Origin of the sequence: Pseudomonas sp. NBRC 111138 (assembly GCF_001320835.1) — a bacterium.
GTDB classification, from domain to species: domain Bacteria; phylum Pseudomonadota; class Gammaproteobacteria; order Pseudomonadales; family Pseudomonadaceae; genus Aquipseudomonas; species Aquipseudomonas paracarnis.
The window spans coordinates 1-22,196 of the sequence record NZ_BCBO01000088.1; the positions used below are offsets into that span (position 1 = coordinate 1).

General features: G+C 59.3%; 22 protein-coding genes and 2 pseudogenes. 14 read left to right on the top strand and 10 right to left on the bottom strand.

Annotation, left to right across the window (positions count from 1 at the left end; all coding sequences use genetic code 11):
* The 3 genes from APH41_RS17060 to APH41_RS17070 form a co-directional block, all read left to right on the top strand.
* The coding region (locus APH41_RS17060) for a sensor histidine kinase (RefSeq protein WP_177333574.1) at positions 1–1,043 on the top strand (1,043 nt) is incomplete at its 5' end.
* On the top strand, positions 1,040–2,425 hold the full coding sequence (locus tag APH41_RS17065; protein WP_034125509.1) for a sigma-54 dependent transcriptional regulator: 1,386 nt from the start codon (positions 1,040–1,042) through the stop codon (positions 2,423–2,425). The genes APH41_RS17060 and APH41_RS17065, both read left to right, overlap by 4 nt.
* Positions 2,426–2,451: 26 nt before the next feature.
* Entirely contained in the window at positions 2,452–2,907 is a 456-nt protein-coding gene (locus tag APH41_RS17070; RefSeq protein ID WP_034125508.1) for a thioesterase domain-containing protein, read from the top strand.
* A gap of 127 nt (positions 2,908–3,034) precedes the next feature.
* Here APH41_RS17070 and cysQ read toward each other — a convergent pair whose 3' ends face one another.
* On the bottom strand, positions 3,035–3,871 hold the full coding sequence (gene cysQ / locus APH41_RS17075) for a 3'(2'),5'-bisphosphate nucleotidase CysQ (protein WP_034125507.1): 837 nt from the start codon (positions 3,869–3,871) through the stop codon (positions 3,035–3,037).
* Positions 3,868–4,434: an ADP compounds hydrolase NudE gene (gene nudE / locus APH41_RS17080; protein ID WP_014716485.1), complete on the bottom strand. Its 567-nt coding sequence runs from the start codon at positions 4,432–4,434 to the stop codon at positions 3,868–3,870. The genes cysQ and nudE overlap by 4 nt, the downstream gene beginning before the upstream one ends.
* An 87-nt stretch (positions 4,435–4,521) precedes the next feature.
* On the opposite strand from nudE, the gene yrfG reads away from it, so the two are divergent.
* On the top strand, positions 4,522–5,187 hold the full coding sequence (yrfG, locus tag APH41_RS17085; RefSeq protein ID WP_034125505.1) for a GMP/IMP nucleotidase: 666 nt from the start codon (positions 4,522–4,524) through the stop codon (positions 5,185–5,187).
* A 127-nt stretch (positions 5,188–5,314) separates the two neighbouring features.
* On the opposite strand, the gene lysM is transcribed toward yrfG, so the two are convergent.
* Entirely contained in the window at positions 5,315–5,755 is a 441-nt protein-coding gene (lysM, locus tag APH41_RS17090; RefSeq protein WP_043047371.1) for a peptidoglycan-binding protein LysM, read from the bottom strand.
* 242 nt (positions 5,756–5,997) lie between these two features.
* On the opposite strand from lysM, the gene fdhD reads away from it, so the two are divergent.
* The 3 genes from fdhD to APH41_RS17105 all read left to right on the top strand — a co-directional run bounded on the left by fdhD (position 5,998) and on the right by APH41_RS17105 (position 10,014).
* Entirely contained in the window at positions 5,998–6,837 is an 840-nt protein-coding gene (gene fdhD / locus APH41_RS17095; RefSeq protein WP_003187702.1) for a formate dehydrogenase accessory sulfurtransferase FdhD, read from the top strand.
* Positions 6,834–9,182: an FdhF/YdeP family oxidoreductase gene (locus APH41_RS17100; RefSeq protein ID WP_054920252.1), complete on the top strand. Its 2,349-nt coding sequence runs from the start codon at positions 6,834–6,836 to the stop codon at positions 9,180–9,182. The genes fdhD and APH41_RS17100 overlap by 4 nt, the downstream gene beginning before the upstream one ends.
* Positions 9,183–9,531: 349 nt before the next feature.
* Positions 9,532–10,014 (top strand): glycine zipper domain-containing protein, encoded by a 483-nt coding sequence (locus APH41_RS17105; protein ID WP_034125502.1) that lies wholly within the window; start codon positions 9,532–9,534, stop codon positions 10,012–10,014.
* A gap of 146 nt (positions 10,015–10,160) precedes the next feature.
* Here APH41_RS17105 and APH41_RS17110 read toward each other — a convergent pair whose 3' ends face one another.
* The 3 genes from APH41_RS17110 to APH41_RS17120 all read right to left on the bottom strand — a co-directional run bounded on the left by APH41_RS17110 (position 10,161) and on the right by APH41_RS17120 (position 13,942).
* Complete coding sequence (locus APH41_RS17110; protein ID WP_054920254.1) at positions 10,161–10,592, bottom strand: thioesterase family protein; 432 nt, start codon at positions 10,590–10,592, stop codon at positions 10,161–10,163.
* Positions 10,593–10,604: 12 nt separating this feature from the next.
* Positions 10,605–12,542, bottom strand: a complete 1,938-nt coding sequence (locus APH41_RS17115) for an ATP-dependent DNA helicase RecQ (RefSeq protein ID WP_054920256.1) — start codon at positions 12,540–12,542, stop codon at positions 10,605–10,607.
* A 224-nt stretch (positions 12,543–12,766) separates the two neighbouring features.
* Positions 12,767–13,942 carry a tetratricopeptide repeat protein gene (locus APH41_RS17120; protein ID WP_054920258.1) on the bottom strand — a complete coding sequence of 392 codons (1,176 nt, stop codon included), beginning with the start codon at positions 13,940–13,942 and terminating at the stop codon, positions 12,767–12,769.
* A gap of 175 nt (positions 13,943–14,117) precedes the next feature.
* On the opposite strand from APH41_RS17120, the gene APH41_RS28850 reads away from it, so the two are divergent.
* The 3 genes and pseudogenes from APH41_RS28850 to APH41_RS29445 all read left to right on the top strand — a co-directional run bounded on the left by APH41_RS28850 (position 14,118) and on the right by APH41_RS29445 (position 14,705).
* The gene (locus APH41_RS28850) at positions 14,118–14,288 is read left to right on the top strand and encodes a YhfG family protein (protein WP_156359062.1); all 171 of its coding nucleotides are present in this window, start codon (positions 14,118–14,120) and stop codon (positions 14,286–14,288) included.
* A pseudogene (locus APH41_RS29440) lies at positions 14,288–14,479 on the top strand (cell filamentation protein Fic); the annotation flags it as partial. The gene APH41_RS28850 and the pseudogene APH41_RS29440, both read left to right, overlap by 1 nt.
* Positions 14,454–14,705, top strand: a pseudogene (locus APH41_RS29445) (hypothetical protein). The pseudogenes APH41_RS29440 and APH41_RS29445, both read left to right, overlap by 26 nt.
* Here the strand turns inward: APH41_RS29445 and APH41_RS17130 are convergent.
* On the bottom strand, positions 14,702–14,899 hold the full coding sequence (locus tag APH41_RS17130; RefSeq protein WP_054920263.1) for a hypothetical protein: 198 nt from the start codon (positions 14,897–14,899) through the stop codon (positions 14,702–14,704). The pseudogene APH41_RS29445 and the gene APH41_RS17130 sit on opposite strands and share 4 nt — an antisense overlap.
* Before the next feature lie 818 nt (positions 14,900–15,717).
* Between APH41_RS17130 and APH41_RS17135 the strand changes: the two genes are divergently transcribed.
* Entirely contained in the window at positions 15,718–16,074 is a 357-nt protein-coding gene (locus APH41_RS17135; RefSeq protein ID WP_054920265.1) for a DUF1493 family protein, read from the top strand.
* Between the two features lie 191 nt (positions 16,075–16,265).
* The gene (locus APH41_RS17140) at positions 16,266–17,129 is read left to right on the top strand and encodes a DMT family transporter (RefSeq protein WP_229999887.1); all 864 of its coding nucleotides are present in this window, start codon (positions 16,266–16,268) and stop codon (positions 17,127–17,129) included.
* A 50-nt stretch (positions 17,130–17,179) separates the two neighbouring features.
* Here APH41_RS17140 and APH41_RS17145 read toward each other — a convergent pair whose 3' ends face one another.
* Both APH41_RS17145 and hslO read right to left on the bottom strand, forming a co-directional pair.
* Positions 17,180–18,721 (bottom strand): phosphoenolpyruvate carboxykinase, encoded by a 1,542-nt coding sequence (locus APH41_RS17145; protein WP_054920267.1) that lies wholly within the window; start codon positions 18,719–18,721, stop codon positions 17,180–17,182.
* Positions 18,722–18,900: 179 nt separating this feature from the next.
* Positions 18,901–19,803 carry an Hsp33 family molecular chaperone HslO gene (gene hslO, locus APH41_RS17150; protein WP_054920269.1) on the bottom strand — a complete coding sequence of 301 codons (903 nt, stop codon included), beginning with the start codon at positions 19,801–19,803 and terminating at the stop codon, positions 18,901–18,903.
* A 124-nt stretch (positions 19,804–19,927) separates the two neighbouring features.
* On the opposite strand from hslO, the gene APH41_RS17155 reads away from it, so the two are divergent.
* Complete coding sequence (locus APH41_RS17155; protein ID WP_054920271.1) at positions 19,928–20,731, top strand: phosphatase PAP2 family protein; 804 nt, start codon at positions 19,928–19,930, stop codon at positions 20,729–20,731.
* A 135-nt stretch (positions 20,732–20,866) separates the two neighbouring features.
* On the opposite strand, the gene APH41_RS17160 is transcribed toward APH41_RS17155, so the two are convergent.
* Positions 20,867–21,274, bottom strand: coding sequence for an RNA-binding S4 domain-containing protein (locus tag APH41_RS17160; RefSeq protein WP_003236026.1), 408 nt, complete (start codon positions 21,272–21,274; stop codon positions 20,867–20,869).
* 116 nt (positions 21,275–21,390) lie between these two features.
* Here APH41_RS17160 and APH41_RS17165 point away from each other — a divergent pair, with 116 nt between their 5' ends.
* Positions 21,391–22,170 (top strand): EAL domain-containing protein, encoded by a 780-nt coding sequence (locus tag APH41_RS17165; protein WP_054920273.1) that lies wholly within the window; start codon positions 21,391–21,393, stop codon positions 22,168–22,170.
* Positions 22,171–22,196 lie beyond the last annotated feature (26 nt).

Genomic DNA, 22,196 nt, shown 5'->3' on the forward strand with positions numbered 1-22,196 from the left:
CCACGGCTATCGCCGAGACCGGCTGGAACGTGGAAATCCTCGCGCCGCGCTCGCTGATCAACCGCCCGGTGCGCACGGTCGTCGCCGTGGGCGGTGCCACGTTGTTGGTGCTGATGCTGTTGCTGGGGTTGCTGATGCAGCGCCGCCGGCACTATCTGGAACGCATCGCCTTCGAAGCCAAGGCCCGCCGCGAGTTGGAAATGCGCGTGGCCGAGCGTACCAGCGACCTGGAGGGCCTTAACCGGCGCCTTAAACAGGAAGTGCTGGAGCGCGAGCATGCCCAGCAAGAACTGGTGCGCGCCCAGGATGATCTGGTTCAGGCCGGTAAACTCTCGGCGCTGGGCACCATGTCGGCGAGTATCAGCCATGAATTGAATCAGCCACTGGCGGCGATTCGCAGCTATGCCGAAAACGCCGAGATCCTGCTCGACCATGAGCGCACCAACGATGCCCGCGGCAACCTCAAGCTGATCAGTGAATTGACCGGGCGCATGGCCTCGATCATCGCCCACTTGCGTGCCTTCGCCCGCCGTGACCGTCACGCGCCGGAGAGCGTGGCCCTGCAACCGGCACTGGATGACGCCCTGGCATTACTGGCCAAGCGTCGGCGTTCGATGGAGGTGGAGTTGATTCGCGACTTGCCAGAGGCGACCTTGTGGGTGCAGGCCGGTGAAACCCGTCTGCGCCAGGTGCTGGGTAACTTGCTGGCCAATGCTCTGGACGCCCTCACCGAAAAAGGCCCGCCACGCAGACTCTGGCTGAGTGCCGAAACCACGCCCCAGGGCGTCAACCTGTACATTCGCGACAATGGCCCGGGCTTTTGCATGGAAGCCCTGGGCCGCGCCAGCGAGCCGTTCTACACCACCAAGACGCGCACCCAGGGCCTGGGCCTGGGCCTGGCGATCTGCGACACCCTGATGCGCGCCTTCGGCGGCGAACTGTTGTTCGCCAACCACAAGGAGGGCGGCGCGCTGTTAACCTTGAAATTGCGCGCCGGCTCGCCGGGCGTCAGTCTGCAACCGTCCGAGGACCGCAGTGTATGAGTATCGACAACTCGATTCAGGTGGTATTGATCGACGACGATCCACACCTGCGTCAGGCCCTGTGCCAGACCCTGGACCTGGCCGGCCTGAAAGTCCTGCCCCTGGGAGAAGCCAACGGGCTCACCGCACGCCTGTCCCGCGACTGGCCGGGCGTGGTAGTCAGCGACATTCGCATGCCCGGCATGGACGGCCTGGAACTGCTGGCTGAACTGCACGGCCAGGACCCCGACCTGCCGGTGCTGCTGATCACCGGCCACGGCGACGTACCGCTGGCGGTGCAAGCCATGCGTGCCGGCGCCTATGACTTCCTGGAAAAACCCTTCGCCAGCGACGCGCTGCTCGACAGCGTGCGCCGTGCCCTGGCCCTGCGCCGGCTGGTGCTGGACAACCGCAGCCTGCGCCTGGCTCTCAGCGACCGCCAGCAACTCAGTACGCGCCTGGTAGGGCACTCGCCACAGATGTTGCGCCTGCGCGAGCAAATCGGTGCACTGGCCGCGACCAAGGCCGATGTGCTGATCCTCGGCGAAACCGGGGCAGGCAAGGAGGTCGTCGCCCGCGCCCTGCACGACCTCTCAAGCCGACGCAGCGGCCCGTTTGTGGCGATCAACGCCGGGGCGCTGGCGGAATCGGTGGTGGAAAGCGAACTGTTCGGCCATGAACCCGGCGCGTTTACCGGCGCGCAAAAGCGCCGCATCGGCAAGTTCGAGTTTGCCAATGGCGGCACGCTGTTTCTGGATGAAATTGAAAGCATGAGCCTGGATGTACAGGTCAAGTTGCTGCGCCTTTTACAGGAGCGCGTCGTGGAACGCCTGGGTGGCAATCAGCTGATCCCGCTGGATATCCGCATTATCGCCGCCACCAAGGAAGACCTGCGCCAGGCCGCCGACCAGGGCCGCTTCCGTGCCGACTTGTATTACCGCCTCAATGTGGCGCCGCTGCGCATCCCCCCGCTACGGGAACGGGGTGAAGATGCGCTGATGCTGTTCCAGCACTTCGCCGACGAGGCCAGCAGCCGCCACGGCCTGCCCTTGCACGAACTGCAACCGGGCCAGCGCGCGCTGTTGCTGCGCCACAGCTGGCCAGGCAATGTGCGGGAACTGCAAAACGCCGCGGAGCGTTTCGCCCTCGGCCTGGAGTTGGCCCTGGATAACACCCAGGACCACCCCGCGGCCGGTGTGCTGACCTCCACACCCGGAGGCCTGAGCGAGCAAGTCGAACAGTTCGAAAAAAGCCTGATCGCCGCCGAACTGACCCGCCCCCACAGCTCTGTGCGCAGCCTCGCCGAAGCCCTGGGCGTACCGCGCAAAACCTTGCACGACAAACTGCGCAAACACGGCCTGAACTTCGCCGACAGTGCCGGCCAGAGCGCCGATGACGAATGACATCGTCCACCTACAAAGAGGCCGCCATGAGCCGTGATAGCCGTTACCTGGAATCCATCCTCCACCACGACATCCCACTCACCCGGGAAATGGGCCTCAGGGTGCTCGACTGGCAACACGACCAACTGCAACTGCACCTGCCCTTGCAAGCCAATATCAACCACAAGAGCACCATGTTCGGCGGCAGCCTCTACTGCGGCGCGGTGCTGGCGGGTTGGGGTTGGCTGCACCTGAAGCTGCGTGAAGCCGGGATTGAAGACGGGCACATCGTGATTCAGGAAGGTCAGATCAGCTACCCGCTGCCGGTGACCCAGGACGCGACAGCCATTTGCGCGGCGCCGGATGAAAAGATTTGGAAGCGCTTCGTGGCGACCTACCAGCGCTATGGGCGGGCGCGGTTGGCGCTGGAGACGTGGATTGTGAATGAGGGCAGTGCAGAGCGTGCCGTCGTCTTTACCGGCCAATACGTCCTGCATCGCTAGCAGCCATGACACAAAACAACTGTGGGAGCGGGCTTGCCTGCGATAGCGGTGGATCAGCCAATACCTGTATGACTGACACTGCGCCATCGCGGGCAAGCCCGCTCCCACATTTTGCTCTGCAGTGGCCTTAAGATCTGGCCAGGGTCAACAGCCGCTCACGCCACGCCGCCTTGGCCGGCAACGCCAGAAAGAACGGGTTCAGCAACGACTCCCGCGCCGGGTAACTGAACGGCTTGCCATTCAACTCCAACACTTCGCCCCCAGCCCCTTCCAATACACCCTGGGCCGCTGCGGTATCCCACTGCGAGGTCGGCGCCAGGCGCGGATAACAATCGGCACTGCCCTCGGCTAATAAGCAAAACTTCAAGGAGCTGCCGATATTCGCCAGTTTCAACTCGCCCAAGCCTTCACTGAGGCCATTGAGCAGGCGCTCCTGCTCAGGGCTGGTATGACGACGGCTGGCCACCACCGTAAAAGCCTCACCCGAAGCCGGGGCCTGGCGTACTTGAATCTGCTTGGGCGCTGCATTGACGTCCGACCGCCAAGCCCCCAGGCCCGCGCCGCCGAAGTAACAACGGCCAGTGGTCGGTATCGACACCACGCCGAACACCACGCGGCCCTGTTCGATCAATGCAATATTGACGGTGAACTCTTCACTCCCAGAAATGAATTCCTTGGTGCCATCCAGAGGGTCCACCAACCACCAGCGCTGCCAGCCGGCACGCACGCTCTGATCGATATCGGCGTCCTCTTCAGACAGCACTGGAATGCTTGGGTCCAGCGCGGTGAGGCCTGCGAGAATGAGATGGTGGGCAGCCAGGTCGGCAGCCGTCACGGGAGAATCATCCGCTTTGGACGTCACGGCTACCTCGGCACGCCAGTACGGCAGGATGGCTTCACCCGCCTGCCGAGCCAATTCAATGACCGGTGCGATAAACGGGTGGCCTAAAAACAGTTCGCTCATGCGGTGAACGCTCCACGCTGGGTCAACAGGTCTCTTACCAGATACAGCGCAGCCAGGGCGCGACCTTCGCTGAACTGCTCGTTTTGCGCCAGCGCCGACAGCTCACGCAGGTTGACCCGGTCTACCCGCATTGGTTCGGGCTCATCACCTTCAAGACGCTCTTCGTAGAGATCGGTAGCCAACACCACCTGGATCTTCTGGCTCATATAGCCGGGCGACAATGACAGCTCGGTGATGTGCTCCAACTGCCGTGCACCGTAGCCGGCCTCTTCCTTGAGTTCGCGGTCTGCCGCTGCAAGCACGTCTTCGCCGGGCTCGATCAGGCCTTTGGGCAACGACAATTCATATTCGTCAGTGCCGCCGCAGTATTCTTCCACCAGCACTGCATGATCTTCATCGATCATCGCCACAATCATCACAGCGCCGTAGCCCGTGCCACGCCCGACAAGACGCTCATAGGTCCGCTCAACGCCATTGGAAAAGCGTAATTGCACTTCCTCCACGCGGAACAAACGGCTACTGGCGACTATTTCGCGGGCGAGGACAGTGGGTTTCTGGCGCATAAACGGCTCCTTGGCGTGATCGGGTTACTATACCGTGGCTTTTCCGATTGTCTGTGTCGGATATTTTTACTTACATGAGACCCCACCATGCCCTCTCTGCCCTGGCACGCCATCGACACCGTCCTGCTGGACATGGACGGCACCCTGCTCGACCTGCATTACGACAACCACTTCTGGATGGAACACCTGCCGCAACGCTATGCCGAACTGCACGGCGTAAGCCGAGCCATGGCCGAGATGGAGTTGCAGCCACTGTTCGAGCGTAACGCCGGACAGTTGCAATGGTATTGCCTGGATTTCTGGAGCGCCGAGCTCAAGATCCCGGTGCGCGAACTCAAGTTGGAAACCGCCCACCTGATTGCCCTGCGTCCGGATGCCGATACCTTCCTGGCGGCGATCAAACAGGCCGGCAAGCGCGTGATCATGATCACCAACGCTCATCGTGATTCGCTGTCATTGAAGTTGGAGCGCATTGAACTGGCGCCGTATTTCGAGCGATTGATCAGCTCTCACGACTACGGTTTCCCCAAGGAAAACCCGCAATTCTGGGAGGCCTTACAAGCGGATATCCACTTTGACCCGGCCCGTAGCCTGTTTATAGATGACACTTTGCCGATCCTGCGCAGTGCCCGGGATTTCGGCGTGGGACATTTACTGGCAGTGAAAGAACCTGATAGCAAAAAAGGCTCAAAGGACACCGCAGAATTTGCGGCCGTCGGGGATTATCGAGAACTCATCGCCGGGCTTATGTAGGAGCGAGCTTGCTCGCGAAAAACGTCAACGATAACGCGTGCTTCCTGGATAAACGCGGTGCCTGTGAGTTTTTCGCGAGCAAGCTCGCTCCTACAAAAGGGCGAGCTTGCTCATTTTATCCTGCGTATTACTCAGGGATGCGCAGTGTCTGGCCCGGGTAGATCTTGTCCGGGTGCGACAACAGTGGCTTGTTAGCCTCGAAGATCTTGTTGTACTGGTTGGCATTACCGTACACCGCCAGGGAAATCGCGCTGAGGGTATCGCCCTTTTTCACTACGACGAAACGAGCAGCGGCAACCGCAGGACCACTGACAGTAATCTGGTCATCCACACTTGCCACGCCGGCAATGTTACCCAGCGCCAACAGGATCTTCTCTTTCTCTTCCTGCGTGGCCACTTCACCGGTCACCGTGACCTTGTCGCCATCCACCGTGGTCTGCACGTTTGGATTACCCAGGCCCACCTTGCTCACATGCTCCTTCAACTGCTCACTGGCGTTCGCATTACCCGGCGTCAACAGGTCGACAATCTTTTCGCCGGCTTCTTTGATAAAGCTAAAAATACTCATGGTGCGCTCTCCTTGGGATTTAATTTCCAGATGCCCAAGACTAGACCAGTCCTGCCGACTTGGGTTCCAGACTGGCTAAAGACTCAAAAGTATCGCAATCACCCCTGCCTGGAATAAGCCCGACGAAAACGCGGGTGAACCTTGATCGACGCCCTCTATCAATAGATCAATACAGGCGATTAGACGCGACCCTTTGTCGCGCCTAGTCTAATCACTGATCAATCCGCCGGTGGTACTGCCCCATGAACGCCAAGCGCCCTCACTGCGCGGCGCCCGCTCTCGAATCGACCGCGCCCGTCGCCAGCCAGAGCTATCACTATTGCAATCTTGAACACACTGAAGTCGCCAGCACTGCGCTGGCCGAAGAGGTGGCGTTGGCGATTGCCTACAACGATATCAGCCAGGCGGTGATGCTGGTGACGCCTACGGACCTGGAAGACTTCATTGTAGGTTTCAGCCTCGGCAGCGGCATTATCACCGACGTTAACGACATTTATGACCTGAAAATCAGCGGTTCAGGCGCAGCCCAGTACGCCCAGGTACAGGTTTCCAGCCGTGCGTTCTGGAACCTCAAGCAGCAACGCCGCCAATTGGCGGGCACCAGCGGCTGCGGCCTGTGTGGCGTGGAAGCGGTAGAGCAAGCATTGCCCGACCTCCAGGTACTGCCCGGCGCGCCCTTGCCGCCGGCGCAGTGGCTCGACGGCCTGCGCCAGCGTATCAGTGCATTCCAACCCCTGGGCCAGCACAGCGGCGCCGTGCATGCGGCGGTTTTTATGAACAGCCAGGGCGAATTGCTGATGGGTCGCGAAGACATCGGCCGGCATAACGCCCTGGATAAATTGATTGGCGCGTTGATCCGCCAAAAGATTCCGACCGACGGCGGCCTGGCGATTGTTACCAGCCGCTGCAGCCTCGAATTGATTCAGAAAGTCTTGCGCGCGGGCATCCAGACCCTGGTCAGCCTGTCGTCGCCCACCGGCCTGGCCCTGCAATGGGCACGCCGGCACAACCTCAACCTCATCCACCTGCCGCAAAAAAGCGCGCCACGGGTCTATAGCCCTGCGATGGAGCACCAGCCATGAGCCTTCACCACCAAGCCGACCAGACCCCAACCCCACGCTACAAGCCCTATAAAGGCCCAGCCGGTGGCTGGGGCGCCCTGATCAGTGTGGCGCAAGCCTGGCTGACCAGTGACAACGCCCTCAAAAACCTGCGCATGATGCTCAAGACCAATCAGAACGGCGGCTTCGACTGCCCGGGCTGCGCCTGGGGCGACTCGCCGGAAAGCGGCATGGTCAAGTTCTGCGAAAACGGCGCCAAGGCGGTCAACTGGGAAGCCACCAAGCGCCGCGTCGATGCGGCCTTCTTCGCCAAGCACAGCGTCACGGCGTTGCTGGAGCAAAGCGACTACTGGCTGGAGTACCAGGGCCGCCTGACGGAGCCAATGCGCTATGACGCCGAGACCGATCGCTACCTGCCCATCAGTTGGGATGCCGCGTTCGACCTGATCGGCAAGCACCTCAACGCGCTGCCCAGCCCGAACATGGCCGAGTTCTACACCTCGGGCCGCGCCAGCAACGAAGCCGCCTACCTGTACCAGTTGTTCGTACGCGCCTTTGGCACCAACAACTTCCCGGACTGCTCGAACATGTGCCACGAAGCCAGCGGCGTAGCCCTGGCGCAGAGTGTCGGCGTGGGCAAAGGTACCGTAACCTTTGATGACTTCGAACATGCCGATGCCATTTTCGTCTGGGGCCAGAACCCCGGCACCAACCACCCACGCATGCTCGAGCCGCTGCGCGAAGCGGTGAAACGCGGCGCTCAGGTGGTGTGTATCAACCCCCTGAAAGAGCGCGGCCTGGAGCGCTTCCAGCACCCGCAACATCCGCTGGAAATGCTCACCAACGGCGACAAGCCGACCAACACCGCCTACTTCCGCCCGGCGCTGGGTGGCGATATGGCTATCTTGCGTGGCATGGCCAAGTTCCTGCTGCTGTGGGAACGCCAAGCCCTGGCCGAAGGCAAGGAAGCGGTGTTCGACCACGACTTCCTCAATGAGCACACTACCAACGTCCTGGAATACCTGGGTCAGATCGACGATACCTCGTGGGAGGAGATCGTCGAGCAGTCCGGCCTGACCCTGGTGGAGATCGAGCAAGCGGCACGCATGTACGCCAAAGGCAAGAGTGTAATCATGTGCTGGGCGATGGGGATTACCCAGCATCGCCACTCGGTGCCGACCATCCAGGAAATCGCCAACCTGATGCTGCTGCGCGGCAATATCGGCCGCCCAGGTGCCGGGCTGTGCCCGGTGCGTGGCCACAGTAACGTACAGGGCGACCGCACCATGGGCATCAACGAACGCCCACCGGTGGCGTTTCTGGACGCGCTGGAGCGTCGTTTCCAGTTCCAGGTGCCTCGCGACAATGGCCATAACGTGGTGGAAGCGATTCACGCCATGCTTGAAGGCCGCTCCAAAGTCTTTATCGGCCTGGGCGGTAACTTTGCCCAAGCCACGCCAGACAGCACGCGCACCTTTGAAGCGCTGCGAAATTGCGACCTGACCGTGCAGATCAGCACCAAGCTCAACCGCAGCCACCTGATGCACGGTAAAGATGCGTTGATCCTGCCGTGCCTGGGCCGCACCGACATAGACATCCAGGCCGACGGCCCGCAAGCGGTGACGGTGGAAGACTCGTTCAGCATGGTCCACGGCTCCAACGGCCAACTGCAACCGCTGTCGAAACTGATGAAGTCCGAGCCGGCGATCCTGGCGGGCATTGCTGCCGCCACCCTGGGCAGCAAGCCCGTGGATTGGAACTGGCTGGTGGCCGACTACGGGCGCATCCGCGACCTGATCGCCGACACCATCCCAGGCTTCAAGGACTTCAACGAGAAGATCAAGCATCCAGGCGGCTTCTATCTGGGCAACTCCGCCGGCGCACGGCGCTGGAACACTCCATCAGGTCGCGCCAACTTCCGCCCGAACATCTTGCCCAAAGACCTGATCCACGAGCTCACCCACGCCACGGGCCGGGTGCCGGACCTGATCATGCAGTCAATGCGCTCCCATGATCAGTACAACACCACCATCTACGGCCTGGACGACCGTTATCGCGGGGTCAAAGGCCAGCGTGACGTGCTGTTCGTCAACGAAGCCGACATCATCCGCCTGGGCTTCAAGCCGGGGCAGAAGGCAGACATCGTGTCGCTGTGGGAAGACGGCCGTGAGCGCCGCGTGAAGGGCTTTACGCTGCTGGCATTTGATATTCCGGCGGGGCAGGCGGCGGCTTACTACCCCGAAGTGAACCCGTTGGTGCCGTTGGAAAGCACTGGCGACGGTAGCCATACGCCAACTTCTAAGTTTGTTGCGATTCGCTTGGAGGCGGCGAGTGAGAGTGGGTTGATCATGGCGCGCTCGGCCTGACTCGATCCGAGATATGTGTTGCTTGAACTAACGCTTTCGCGGGCAAGCCCGCTCCCACACTGGGATGGGTTCACCATTGAGACTGTGTGGACCGATCGAATGTGGGAGCGGGCTTGCCCGCGAAGAGACCAGCACAAGCACCGCACATTCTGCAGGCACAAAAAAAGGCCGCTTTTGCATAAAAGCGGCCCTTCCGAAGTAGCTAAAGACCCGTAAAAACGACTTAAGTTCCCCATACAAAACAGCAACTTAGCAAATTGTATACAACCTCTGCCGCCGGTCGGATTTCGATTGTCAGCGCCTCGATACAACCTCAGGATCGCGCCGTCATCCCTTGAGGTTTCCCTGAATGAAGTTCTCCTCGATTCTCTTGTTGTCCCTTGGCCTGGTCAGTGGCGCAGCCATGGCAGGCGGCACCACCGAAGCCGGTGTAGGCGGCGCATTGGGTGGGGTACTAGGTTCCGTTGTCGGCCAGCAGCTGGGCGGCAACACCGGTTCGACCATTGGCGCGGCCCTGGGCGGCGCAGGCGGTAGTGCAGTCGGCGCCGACAAACGTAGCCGTGGCGAAGCCGCCATTGGTGGCGCACTGGGCGCAGCCGGCGGTAACGTCGTAGGGCGCAGCGTTGGCGGCAGCACTGGTGCACTGATCGGCTCCGCAGCCGGCGGTGGCGCGGGCGGCGCGCTAGGCAACTACATGGGTAACGAAAGTGATCGCGACAGCCGCCATTACCGCGATCGCGACCGTGACGATCGTCGCTACTACCGCGATGGCCACCCAGGTCGCGGCCATGCCTATGGGCATCGCAAGAACAAGCATCGTTATCGCGACTGATAAACCCGCGCTCTGACGAACACATCCGATGTGGGAGCCGGGCTTGCCCGCGATAGCAGTGAATCAGGTTTAGACGTACTGCCTGATACTGCGCCATCGCGGGCAAGCCCAGCTCCCACATTTGGTCTGTATTGCTTGTAGGTGCGTCAAACCAGCAGCCGCTGCATCGCTTCGCGCAACATTCCCGGAATCGGCACTGGCTGGTTCGAGGCTCGATCCACAAACACATGGACAAAGCGCCCCGCCGCACGCGCCTCCTGCTCGCCCGCCTTGAATACCGCCAGCTCATACTGCACCGAGCTATTGCCCAGCTTGCCCACCCGCAGACCGACCTCAATGCACTCGGGAAAAGCGATCGAGGCGAAGTAATCGCAGGCCGAACTCACCACAAACCCCACCACTTCACCGTCATGAATATCCAACCCGCCCTGTTCGATCAGGTAGGTATTAACGGCTGTATCGAAGAAGCTGTAGTAAGTGACGTTATTCACATGGCCGTAGGCATCGTTGTCGTGCCAACGCGTGGTGATCGGTTGGAAGTGGCGGTAATCGTCGCGCACAGGCGTTGAGTCAGGCATCGGCAAGTCTCATCAAAGTTGATCCAATTGAGCATGGGCCCAGTCGCGCACCTCGGCGTAGGGGTAGTCTTCCAGCGCAGCAAAACCGGGAATGCCTCGCGCCTTCAACTTGGTAAACAACGGTACGCTGATACCGCCAAGGAAACGCGTCAAACGCTCCGCATTCGGCAAGTGCCCCGTGTGCTCATGATGCCTGTGGATAAAATCACCGCACAGCCCCATGAAGTTTTTATCCACAAGCGGCGGCAGGCTCGGCGGCGCCGGCAGATGGGCGACCTGGCCGTGGCATACCGAACAATGCCCGCAACGCCGGGGCGCATTATCATCACCAAAGTAGTGCGCCAGACGTTGCCCCAGGCAGTGGTCGGTGGCGAACAGGTCGAGCATGGCGTGAATCCGCGCGACCTCCGTCACCTCATGCTGCTTGAAGCCTGTGTATAACTCGGCGCTTAACGCGTGGGGGTCGAAATGGGTGTCGAGCAAACTGTAGACCTCAGTCATCTGCTTGCTTTCGAGCTCGATCAGGCCCTGCTCCTGAAAATAATCCAGTGCCTTCACCACCCGACTACGCTCGGCATTGTGCTGTTGATAAAGCGCATCGAAATCGACCGTCGCCCAGGTTTTAGCGCGCTTGCACACCTGGATGATCGCCGCGACAAACTGCTGCCGCTCGCCGGTAAAACGCGCCAGCAAGGCCTCGGGCTCGATCAGGTATTTGAAACGGTATTCCGCATAAAACGCATAGCGCGGCGCGATCACGCCCTTGAGCTCCAACTGCACCAGGAGCGTCTTGAGCGGCAACTCGCGAATATTGCTGTGGTCCGACAGCGACCTGAGCAGGAACTCCCACTGCCCTTCACTACGCGCGGCCTGCAACTCCTCCAGTACGCGCAAAATGCCTTGCTGCTCCGGCGTATCACCGTACACGAAGTTTTCCAGCACATTGAGGCTGTCGCGGTTGGCCAACACCAGGCAATCCGACGGCTGCCCGTCACGCCCTGCGCGGCCGATTTCCTGGCTGTAGTTCTCGATTGACTTGGGCAGGTCGAAGTGCACGACATTGCGGATGTCACTCTTGTCGATGCCCATGCCAAACGCGATGGTTGCGACAATGCAATTGGAACGCCCGCCCATGAAACGCTGCTGGATACCTTCACGTTTTTCATGGGGCAGCCCCGCGTGATAAGCCTCGGCCTGAATGCCGTGGCGGTTCAGATGCTCGGCAATCTGCTCGGCGGTTTTCTGCAAGGTGACGTAGACAATACTCGGCTGGTTGGCCCGCGCTTTCATCCATTCCACCAGCCTGCGGCGTTTGTCGTGGCCGCTGACTGGTTCCACCAGCAGGTTGAGGTTGGGCCGATAGAAGCCCGTGGTCACTACATCTTCGGCAGCAATGGCGAACTTGGCCTGCATGTCAGCGATCACCTTGGGCGTGGCCGTGGCCGTCAGCAACAGCGCCTGAGGGATGTTGAACTGGCGCTGGTAGTCCGGCAGCTTCAAATAATCCGGGCGGAAGTTGTGGCCCCATTCGGAGATACAGTGCGCCTCGTCTACCACCAGCAACGAGATCTGCACGCTGTTCAGGAAATTACGGAAACGCTCGTTCTTCAAACGCTCCACGGAAATCATCAGAATCTTGAGCTCGCCCGATCGCGCACGGGCCATTACATCATTGGCCTCATCACGGCTCTGGGCCGAGTCGATACTGCCCGCCGAAATGCCATGGCGCTGCAGGAAACCCAACTGGTCCTGCATCAACGCCAGCAACGGCGACACCACCAGCGTCAGGTGCGGCAGCAACACGGCCGACAACTGGTAACACAAGGATTTGCCCGACCCCGTAGGGAAAATGGCGGCGGCAGATCGCCCAGCCAGCACGGCGCTGACCGTCTCTTCCTGGCCCAAGCGAAAGTGTGGGTAACCAAAGACCTGCTGGAGGGTGTCGTGCATAAGGCTGTCACTCCATTGACCGCTGAGTTGGCTCAAAAACATAGCCCGGGATTCTCAGCGAATCGAGAAAGGTCGCGAGGAAAAAAGAGACAGGATGATACACAGAGGGAAGGATGGCTCAGGGCCGAAGTGGGACTTTTCCGAGAAAGTAACAAGACGCAGCAGATACAAATGTGGGAGCTGGCTAGCCCTCTCCCACATTTCAAAACCGTGCTACTGCTGAATCAGCGGTTTTGCACCCGCTCGATCGCCGTGTCATACACCGGGTTGGCCTTTTGCTCCTTGGCCAACTGGTAATGACGCAGCGCATCCGGGAACTGCCCGGCCGCTTCGTAGATGCGTGCAATGTTGTAGTAAGCACCGGCGCGCACAGTCGCGGCATTGGTACCGGTGGCCAGGGCGATAGCCTTGCGGTTGGCCCAGATCGACTCCGCGGTATTGCCGGCTTTCTGATACGCCAGGCCCAGGTTGCCGTAAGCCTTGCCGAAGCTGTTATCCAGCTCGATGGCTTGACGGAAGAAGTCGATGGCCTGATCCAGGTTACCGGCCTGGTAGGCCGCTTCGCCCTTGAGGTTCAGCTTCTTCGCATCGGCCTGTGCCGACGTGCTCGCCGTCACGGCAGTGACGGCCACACTGTCGTCCAGCAACGGCTTGACCTCGTTGAGTACATCTTCGGCGCCAACTCTCACGCCGGTGAAGGTGTTGATGTCCTGGAAGTCGCCACTGCCGGTCATGCGGAACACAGTCCACAGGTTGCCCGTGCGGTTCTGCGGCACATAGTAAGTGCGTACCAGGGATTGTCCCATGTACACGAACACCTTGGCCTCACTGTTGGACAACTCGCTGGAGGTGGGAGAGCCGCTGTTGGAATAGTCGTGCACGGCATAGACGTAGCTTTCGCCGTAATGCTTTTTCTGCAGGGTGATGGTCTCCGGGCCATAGCTATCGGTGTCATCCACGTCCAGTTCGGCGTCGGTGCCCTTTTTATTGTTGAAGAAGATGTTGTTGCCGGGGAAGATCATATGGGAGTCGAGGTCGCGCGGAGCCTTGCCCCAGGTCAACACCACACGCAGGCCGTCGAGATTTTCCATCACCGGGCTGATGGCATAGGTCATGCCTTTGCACGGGCACTTCACCACCAGGTTGGAATAGCCAGGCTTCTTGATGATCAGCAGGTTGCTGGCATCGTCAGCCACTTCACTGGTCAGCGTCACCTGGCCTTGCGCGTTGGTACGGCCCACCACGTTCTGCGCGCCATTACGTTGCAGCAGCACCTCGGCATCGGCGATTTTCTGGTCCTTGACCACCGCGCTCAGCACTTCAATCGGCAACTGCTCGGCCTGGGCAGAAAACGCCACCGCACACAAAGACATCGCCGAGGCGACACGAAGCAAACCCATGCTTAACTCCCTTTAAGTAGTGGGCGGAATCGCCCTACAAGATTTTGCGGTGAAACATACGCTGAAATGGGCTCGCTGGCAGATTTTTTATACAAGTTGTGACGGGCGCTTTATCCCGCCTACCGAGCTACGCATTGCGCTACATTCAAGCCTTGCTCTCCAAGAGGACGCAGCGATGAGCGAACTGACGTTTGAGCAAAAACAGAATCACTATCACAAGATCCGGCGTTCCAATTACTTGGTCAGCCTGCGCCTGGAAGGGTTGGATACCCAACCGACCGACGTCGACAAACCCCTGCCGACACGCGAAGCCGTCCTTGCCAAGTACCGCAACACCTCTAGCTGATGCTCGACAAATACGGGGTGGGCCAGGCCCCATACTGCTACCCCGGTAGCAGCACTCTGCGCAACCGCCTCCATTTGCTCGATGAGGCACGCCTGCACCAGGCCGAGCGGGAATTATCCGAAATCGCCGTAGGCAACCTTCCACTCTTTCCGCCGCCCTACGACCTTGATCGCCTGTCACCCGCTTCTCATCGACACTCAAGCATCAGCCAAAGACATCCAATCCGCCGCCCACCAGCGTATCCGCGCCGCCAGCGACTGATTGGAAACTTTCTCTTGCCTGACCTTCGAACACGCTGACCTCAAAGACATTTCCCACATCATTATTAATGCGCTGTACCTGCTCGTTCAGGACGGCTGTGATTTGTTGGAAGCCGCGCAACACGTTCAGCTGCAACCTGAACAAGCGCAAGTCTAAGCAACACCTGTGTAGGAGCGAGCTTGCTCGTGAAAATCGCCAACGATGACGCGGTAAATCAGAAAAAACGCGGCGCCCTTGAGTTTTTCGCGAGCAAGCTCGCTCCTACACTGATCAGCTTTACCCATTACATCGTTGCAAGCCATAAATGCCGGAGGCTTTTGTAAGACACCGCCAAACGTCACGCCATCCATTTCCCAAACTGCTTCAAATACCCGTTCAACCCTCTATACCAGTTACGCGTAGCCGACTGAACATAACCTCCTATCAACTGTCTCGGAAAAAACCGTGAGCATCGAAAGGACTCAATATATCGGCCACTATGGCATCACTTTCACGGTAATTCGACTCACCGTGATGCCAAACAATCGACAAGAGCTAGCCACACTTGGCTTGCTGGAAGCAAAAGCTTCAGCGATAGAGGTCCGCTTGCGGCTTCAGAAGTTGTACGAAAAAATGCTCGCCCGAGATCTACCCTGCGTCATGACAGTGGCCGTCTCAAAGCCACTAACAACCTCATAAAAGAAATCATTTCTGGCGCAGTTGCAGCCCCTGTCGGGATCATATCCAGCAAAGCAGAATCGATAGTCGAGAACGCTATCAGCGATTTGATTTCTCGCAGGATCCGCAACTTTCACAGCGCAGACATCGTCATCGGCCTGGATGCTCAGGTCAGCGGTGGCATAGGCCCGCAGCGCTCAAGTGTCTCAATGCATGTGCACTCCAGATGAACTTTAGTCAATGGCTTTACCTACAAACAGCGCTATTGTTCGCTCTCCATCTGCTGCTGTATTACAAAATCACTGACGGCACGTTAAGAACGCGTTTCGCCGTTACCTTCATCGTAACGGGACTGCTTCTGTTGTTCTGGCTACCCTACATCGCCATTGTCCTGAACATTCAACTTCTTCCCCTAGCCTTGTTCTTGATAGGCTTGGCTCTCTTCATCACGCGAAACAAATACCGCCTGCAACGTGACAGGCCCCCTCACCCACTCCTGCGTGCCCCCACCATGAACCTGGCCCCCAACTTCCCAGAAGACCCTGCCATGCAGCAACTTCTGCAATTGCTGCATGAAGAAATCGGCTTGCCAACACACAAGACCATTGGCTTGCACACCTCACTGAACTTCGACCTCGGGTGCGATGGTGCTGAGGCCAAGCAATTCATGGAGGCGCTGGAGCAGGATTTTGGTGTCGACCTGAGCGACTACGACGCTTATCGTTACTTCCAGCCGCCGGTGTTCGACGTGTTCCTGAAGCGTCGCGCCAAAGGCCGTGGTGACAAGACTCCGCTGACCATCGGCATGCTCTACCTGGCGATCAAGACCCACCGCTGGGACACGCAGACGCTGGAAAACCTGAGCTGAATCCAATGAAGGATTTTTTGTAGGGGCGAGCTTGCTCGCGAAAAACTCACAGGCGCCGCGTTCATTCAGCAAGCACGCGTTATCGTTGACGTTTTTCGCGAGCAAGCTCGCTCCTACAGTATTAGGGCAAGCCCGCTCCCACACTGGATCTGCGCTAATCTGGCGAGCCGTATAAATAACAAGGACCTTACATGGACGTAACAATGGGCCTGCTGGCTGCCCTGCTCTGGGGCGGCACGGACTTTCTGGTGGGCCTCAACGCCCGAGCCGTTGGCGTAAAACGCGCGGTGTATTTCGGCCAAGCCCTCGGTTTTTTGATCATGACCCTCCTGCTGGTCATTTTCCCAGCCTTCCTTTTCAAATCCCTTGATGCACCGTTAAGCGTTTGGCTCCTGGGCGTCGCCGCCGCTCTGCTGACGGTGTCCGGCGCCCTTGCGCTGTCCAAAGCCTTTGCCTTGGGCAAAGCGGCCATCGTCGCGCCATTGGTGACGTCCTATGGGGTCGTGACCACCTTGCTGTCCTGGGCCAGCGGTGAACACATCAGCCTGATACAACTGGGCTGCATCGCCCTGTGCGTGATCGGCGTTGTGCTGTCCAGCATTCACAAGGACAACGGTACGCCTCACAACAACCCGCGCCTGTCCATTGCCTACGCCATGTCCGCCGCAACCCTGTACGGCACCAGTTTCTGGCTGCAAGGTCGCTACACACTGCCAGCGCTGGGGCCAATCACCATGTTGTGGTTGGGTTACCTGGTGGGCTTGTGCGTGCTGGTGGTGATGGTGCTGAAGATCAAGGATGGCTTGAAGATCCCGCCGCTGAAAAATTGCGCGACGTTGACCGGTGCGAGCTTGATGAACCTCGGCGGGTTCTCGGCATTTTCGTGGGGCGCGATGGCCGGCTCGGTGTCGGTGGTGACGGTGATCAGTACGCTCTCTGGAGGGATCGCGGCGATCCTGGGGTTTGTATTTTTCAAGGAGCGTTTGTCAGCGGTGCAGGTCGCAGGCGTTGTACTGGTGCTGGTCGGTGCAGTGGTACTGCACATCGCCGACTAATCGCCCATAAAAAAGCCGCCTAAGAGGCGGCTTTTTTACAACGGCGAATCTTACAACTTAGGACCCGCCGCCTTGATCGCATCGCTGACTTCAAACTTCTTGAAGTTTTCGATGAACAGGCCAGCCAGAGCTTTCGCTGCTTCGTCGTAGGCAGCCTTGTCAGCCCAGGTGTTGCGTGGGTTCAACAGGCCGGTTTCAACGCCCGGTACGGCCAATGGCACGTCGAGGTTGATGGTGTCCAGGTGTTCGGTTTGCGCACCGATCAACGCACCGCTCTGGATCGCTGCAATCACGCCGCGAGTGGTCGGGATGTTGAAGCGTTTGCCGACGCCGTAGCCGCCGCCGGTCCAGCCGGTGTTGACCAGGTAGACCTTTGAGCCGAAACCACGGATACGCTTGATCAGAAGCTCTGCGTATTCGCCAGCCGGGCGTGGGAAGAACGGCGCGCCGAAGCAGGTGGAGAAGGTCGACTTGATGCCGCTGCCCGAACCCATTTCGGTCGAGCCCACCAGAGCGGTGTAGCCGGACAGGAAGTGGTAGGCCGCTTGTTCTTCGCTGAGGATCGACACAGGCGGCAGTACGCCGGTCAGGTCGCAGGTCAGGAAGATCACCGCGTTTGGCTCGCCGCCCAGGTTCTTCTCGGAACGCTTGGCAACGTGCTCCAGCGGGTAGGCGGCACGGCTGTTCTGGGTCAGGCTGACGTCGGCGTAGTCGGCGTGCTTGGCCTCGTCGATCACGACGTTTTCCAGTACCGCGCCATGCTTGATGGCTTTCCAGATAACCGGCTCGTTCTTCTCGGACAGGTCGATGCACTTGGCATAGCAACCGCCTTCGATATTGAACACCACGCCTTCGCCCCAGCCGTGCTCGTCGTCACCGATCAGGTAACGGCTTTCGTCGGCGGACAGGGTGGTCTTGCCAGTGCCTGACAGGCCGAAGAACAGGGTCACATCGCCTGCTTCGCCAATGTTGGCGGCGCAGTGCATCGGCAGCACGTCGGCAGCCGGCAGCAGGAAGTTCTGCACCGAGAACATGGCTTTTTTCATTTCACCGGCGTAACGCATGCCGGCAATCAGTACTTTTTTCTGAGCGAAGTTGAGGATCACGCAACCGTCGGAGTTGGTGCCGTCACGCTCTGGCACGCACTCGAAGTTGGCCACGTTGAGCACTTGCCACTCTTCACGACCGGCCGGGTTGTACTGGGCCGGGTTGATGAACAGGCAACGACCGAACAGGTTCTGCCAGGCAGTCTGGGTGGTCATTTTCACGGCCAGGTAGTGGTCTTCTGCAGCCCCTACGTGAACATGGGAAACGAAATGCTCTTGCGCGTTATTGAACGCCTCGACGCGAGCCCACAGGGCATCGAACTTGTCGGCCGGGAACTTGCGGTTGATCGAGCCCCAGGCGATGGCGTCCTGGGTGGAAGGCTCTTCAACGATGAAACGGTCAACCGGCGAACGACCGGTGCGGTGACCGGTTTCTACGACCAGCGCGCCAGTATCGGCAAGCACGCCTTCACCGCGCTGCAGGGCTTCTTTGACCAGATCGTCAACACTCAGATCGGTGTATACGGCGTTATTGGCTTGCGTCATGAGGTTCCCCGTCGGCCTATGGCCGAGTGCTCCAAACGTTTTGTAGTAGAAAGTTGCGCACTACTACCGCGAAAAAAGTGGGCCGGATTATGCCAGAAAAGCCCAAAAAGAGTAGGGCCCTCCCGTCAGAACACCTCTAATCCGGCGTTTGTCAGGTGATTTACCTGTGCTTAAACGTTTTAGTGGCGGGTGTCGGAAGGGGTGTCGCTGCCTGCGCCGGCGAACAATTGCGCTACATCAGCCGCGTCGAACAGGTAGCGCTGGTTGCAGAACTGGCAGTCGATCTCGATATGGCCGCCATGTTCCACCACCAGATTTTGCGCATCTTCCAGGCCCAGGCTGACCAGCGCGTTACCGGAACGCTCGCGCGAGCAACTGCAGTGAAAATGCAGGCCCTGTGCGTCGAACAGGCGCACGGCCTCTTCGTGGTAGAGGCGGTGCAGGATGGTTTCGTTGTCCAGGCCCAGCAGTTCTTCGGCCTTCAAGGTGTCGGCCAAGGCGATGATATGCCGCCAGCTTTCGGCACGATCATCCTCATCCTTGATGCGATCGGCCGGCAGTTGTTGCACCAGCAAACCACGGGCGCGCTTGCCGTCGGCGTTAAGCCAGAACTTGGTGCCCACTTGCTGGGACATAACGAAGTAGTTGGTGAAGCATTCCGACAGGGTCTGGCCGTCGAGGTCGACAATACCCTGGTACCGCTGGCCTTCAGTCGGGTCGACAGTCAGTGCCAGGACGCCGTTGGGCATCAGGTCGGCCAAGGTGGCATCTGCGGCAATCTGGTCAGCCTCGTAACGGGCCAAGCCACGGATCTCGCGCTCGCTCGAGCACTCGATCATCAACATGGGCACTGGCCCTTCGGAACGAGCCTGCAAGATCAGCAAACCGTCGAACTTCATGGTGCCCACCAGCAGCGCCGCGGCGGCCATCAACTCGCCGAGCAATTGCGCGACCGGCTCCGGATAGGCGTGTTTGGCAAGGACTTCGGCATAGCTGAGCTCCAACGAAACCATCTCGCCGCGGGCATCGCTCTCATCGAAGATGAAGCGTTGGGTGAAGTCGGTATCCGGTAGATCAGTCATAGGTCTGGGTATCTGAAGTGATGACAAAATGATTACAAGGTTTATAAAATTAAACGCTTTAGCACCATCTTGGTGCGACTTCTCCTGAATTCAAGGAGCTGAATAGAGCGATGAGGGACAGTTTATGAACAATCCGGGTTTGTTCCAAGCCAACTGGAACCTCCGGCGATGGGCTCTTTGCAATCTACTCGCTATCGGACTGCTGTGTTTTTGGCTGTGGCCCACGGGCCAGATGCTCTGTGTGATTTTCGACGAGTGGCTGTTTCATCTGCTCAATGGCCCGTTGGCCACGAACTCGACCTGGCTACATGTGTGGGCCGTGGCCAGCCTGCGGCCGTTTGATGCAGTGGTCGGCGTGATTTTGCTGGCGCTGTTGATCCGCGGCGACTGGGTGTTCAAGGCCGTACAGGTGCGCCAGGCGTTTTTTGGCTTCCTCGGCATTCTGCTGCTATTGCTGTTTATCCGCATGCTGTTCTCAAAACTCGCGGCGCACATGGGCTGGCAGCACAGTAGCCCGTCGATGGTCATCAGCGGCGCGATTCAAATGAGCGACTTTTTCCCAGGGTTGGAGAAAACCTGGGAATTGAAGGACCGCTCGAGCCAGAGCTTCCCCGGCGACCATGCTTCGGTGCTATTGATCTGGGCGATGTTCATGAGCGTGTTCGCCCGGCGCATCGGCCAGGTGCTGGTGATCTGGGGCCTGGCGCTGCTGTTCATGATGCCGCGGCTGGTAGCCGGCGCGCACTGGGGCCAGGACGATTATATCGGTGGCGTACTGCTGGCGCTGTTGGCGCTGGGGTGGGGGTATTACACGCCGTTTGCGGCGAAGGTGTCGGGCGCTTTGTTGCGGATGACGGCGCCGCTTTTCGGGCTACTGAGCAAGTTGCCCGTTATTGGGCGGTTGAGTGTCATGCACACAACTCCGTAACCCCCAGGGCTAAAAGTGGGAGCGGGCTTGCTCGCGAACGCGGGGTGTCAATCAATGCATCTGTGCCTGACCCACCGTATTCGCGGGCAAGCCCGCTTCCACATTTGATCGAATTTGCATGGGCGACTCGTGCAATCAATCGTCATTGCCGCTGCCGCGAAACTTGAACAGATCGCGGCGCTGCTTCTTGCTCGGCTTGCCGTCAGTGGTCAGGCCTGAAGCCCCTGCCTTGCGCATGGCCGCAGCGTTTTCGCGCTTGGCGATGCTGGCTTCGGTCTCGGCATACAGTGCCTGCGCTTCAGGCGCGCCCCGGCGGACGATGGAAAGCGCCTGTACTACGATGGTTTTTTCATCAAAGCCTGTACGAATCTGAAACTCGTCGCCGACGCGCGGCTCCTTTCCCGGCTTGCAGCGCTCGCCGCGATGATGCACCTTGCCGCTCTCGATAGCGGCCTTGGCCAGAGCGCGGGTCTTGTAGAACCGCGCTGCCCACAACCACTTGTCCAGCCGGACCTTCTCTTCCTCTTCCTGCTTTTGAGCCACTTGAATTCCTCGCTCTGAAAAATGTCGCAACTTTACCGTTGAAACCCTTCGACGCATAAACCCCAAGGCTCACCTAAGATACGCCAGGTAGCACCCTGTTTTCGCGAGGATACGCCGTGACCGACTTTCCCCTCTCACTCACCTCGCCCAACCAGCGGTGCGTGGGTTGCCAGCAAAGCGAGCCTCTGGGGTTCGATTTCGCGTTCGCCTACCAGCCTATCGTAGACCTGCGTGACCATTCGATCTTCGCCAACGAAGCCTTGGTGCGCGGTCCCCAGGGAGAAGGCGCGCTGTCGGTGCTGGCTCAGGTCAACGAAACCAATCGCTACCGCTTCGACCAGCGCTGCCGGACCAAGGCCATCGCCGGTGCCGCAGCCCTGGGCATGCAGACTCACCTTTCCATCAACTTCATGCCCAATGCTGTATATCGTCCGGAACTGTGTATCCGCAGCACTCTGGAGGCCGCCCGGGCGCACAATTTCCCGCTGGACCGGCTGATTTTCGAGACCCTGGAAAGCGAGCACGTAGATAACTATCGCCATTTGACGAATATTCTGCGTGAATACCGCGAATTCGGCTTCAAGACCGCCATCGACGATTTCGGCGCGGGCTATTCGGGGCTGAACCTGCTGGCCGATTTCCAACCTGACTTGATCAAGCTCGACATGGCGCTGATTCGCGATGTCGACCAGGATCCTGTCCGTCAGGTGATCGTCCGGGGGATTGTCACAATCTGTGAGCAGTTGGGGGTTACTGTCATCGCCGAGGGCATCGAAAGTGCCGGCGAGCGCGACTTCCTGTCCGACTGCGGAATATTTCTGATGCAGGGCTTCTGGTTCGCCAAGCCTGCATTCAAAGCGTTGGCTGAGGTATCTCCTCAAGCCTGGGCGAATTGACCGGTTAACCATATTGAAGACATTTG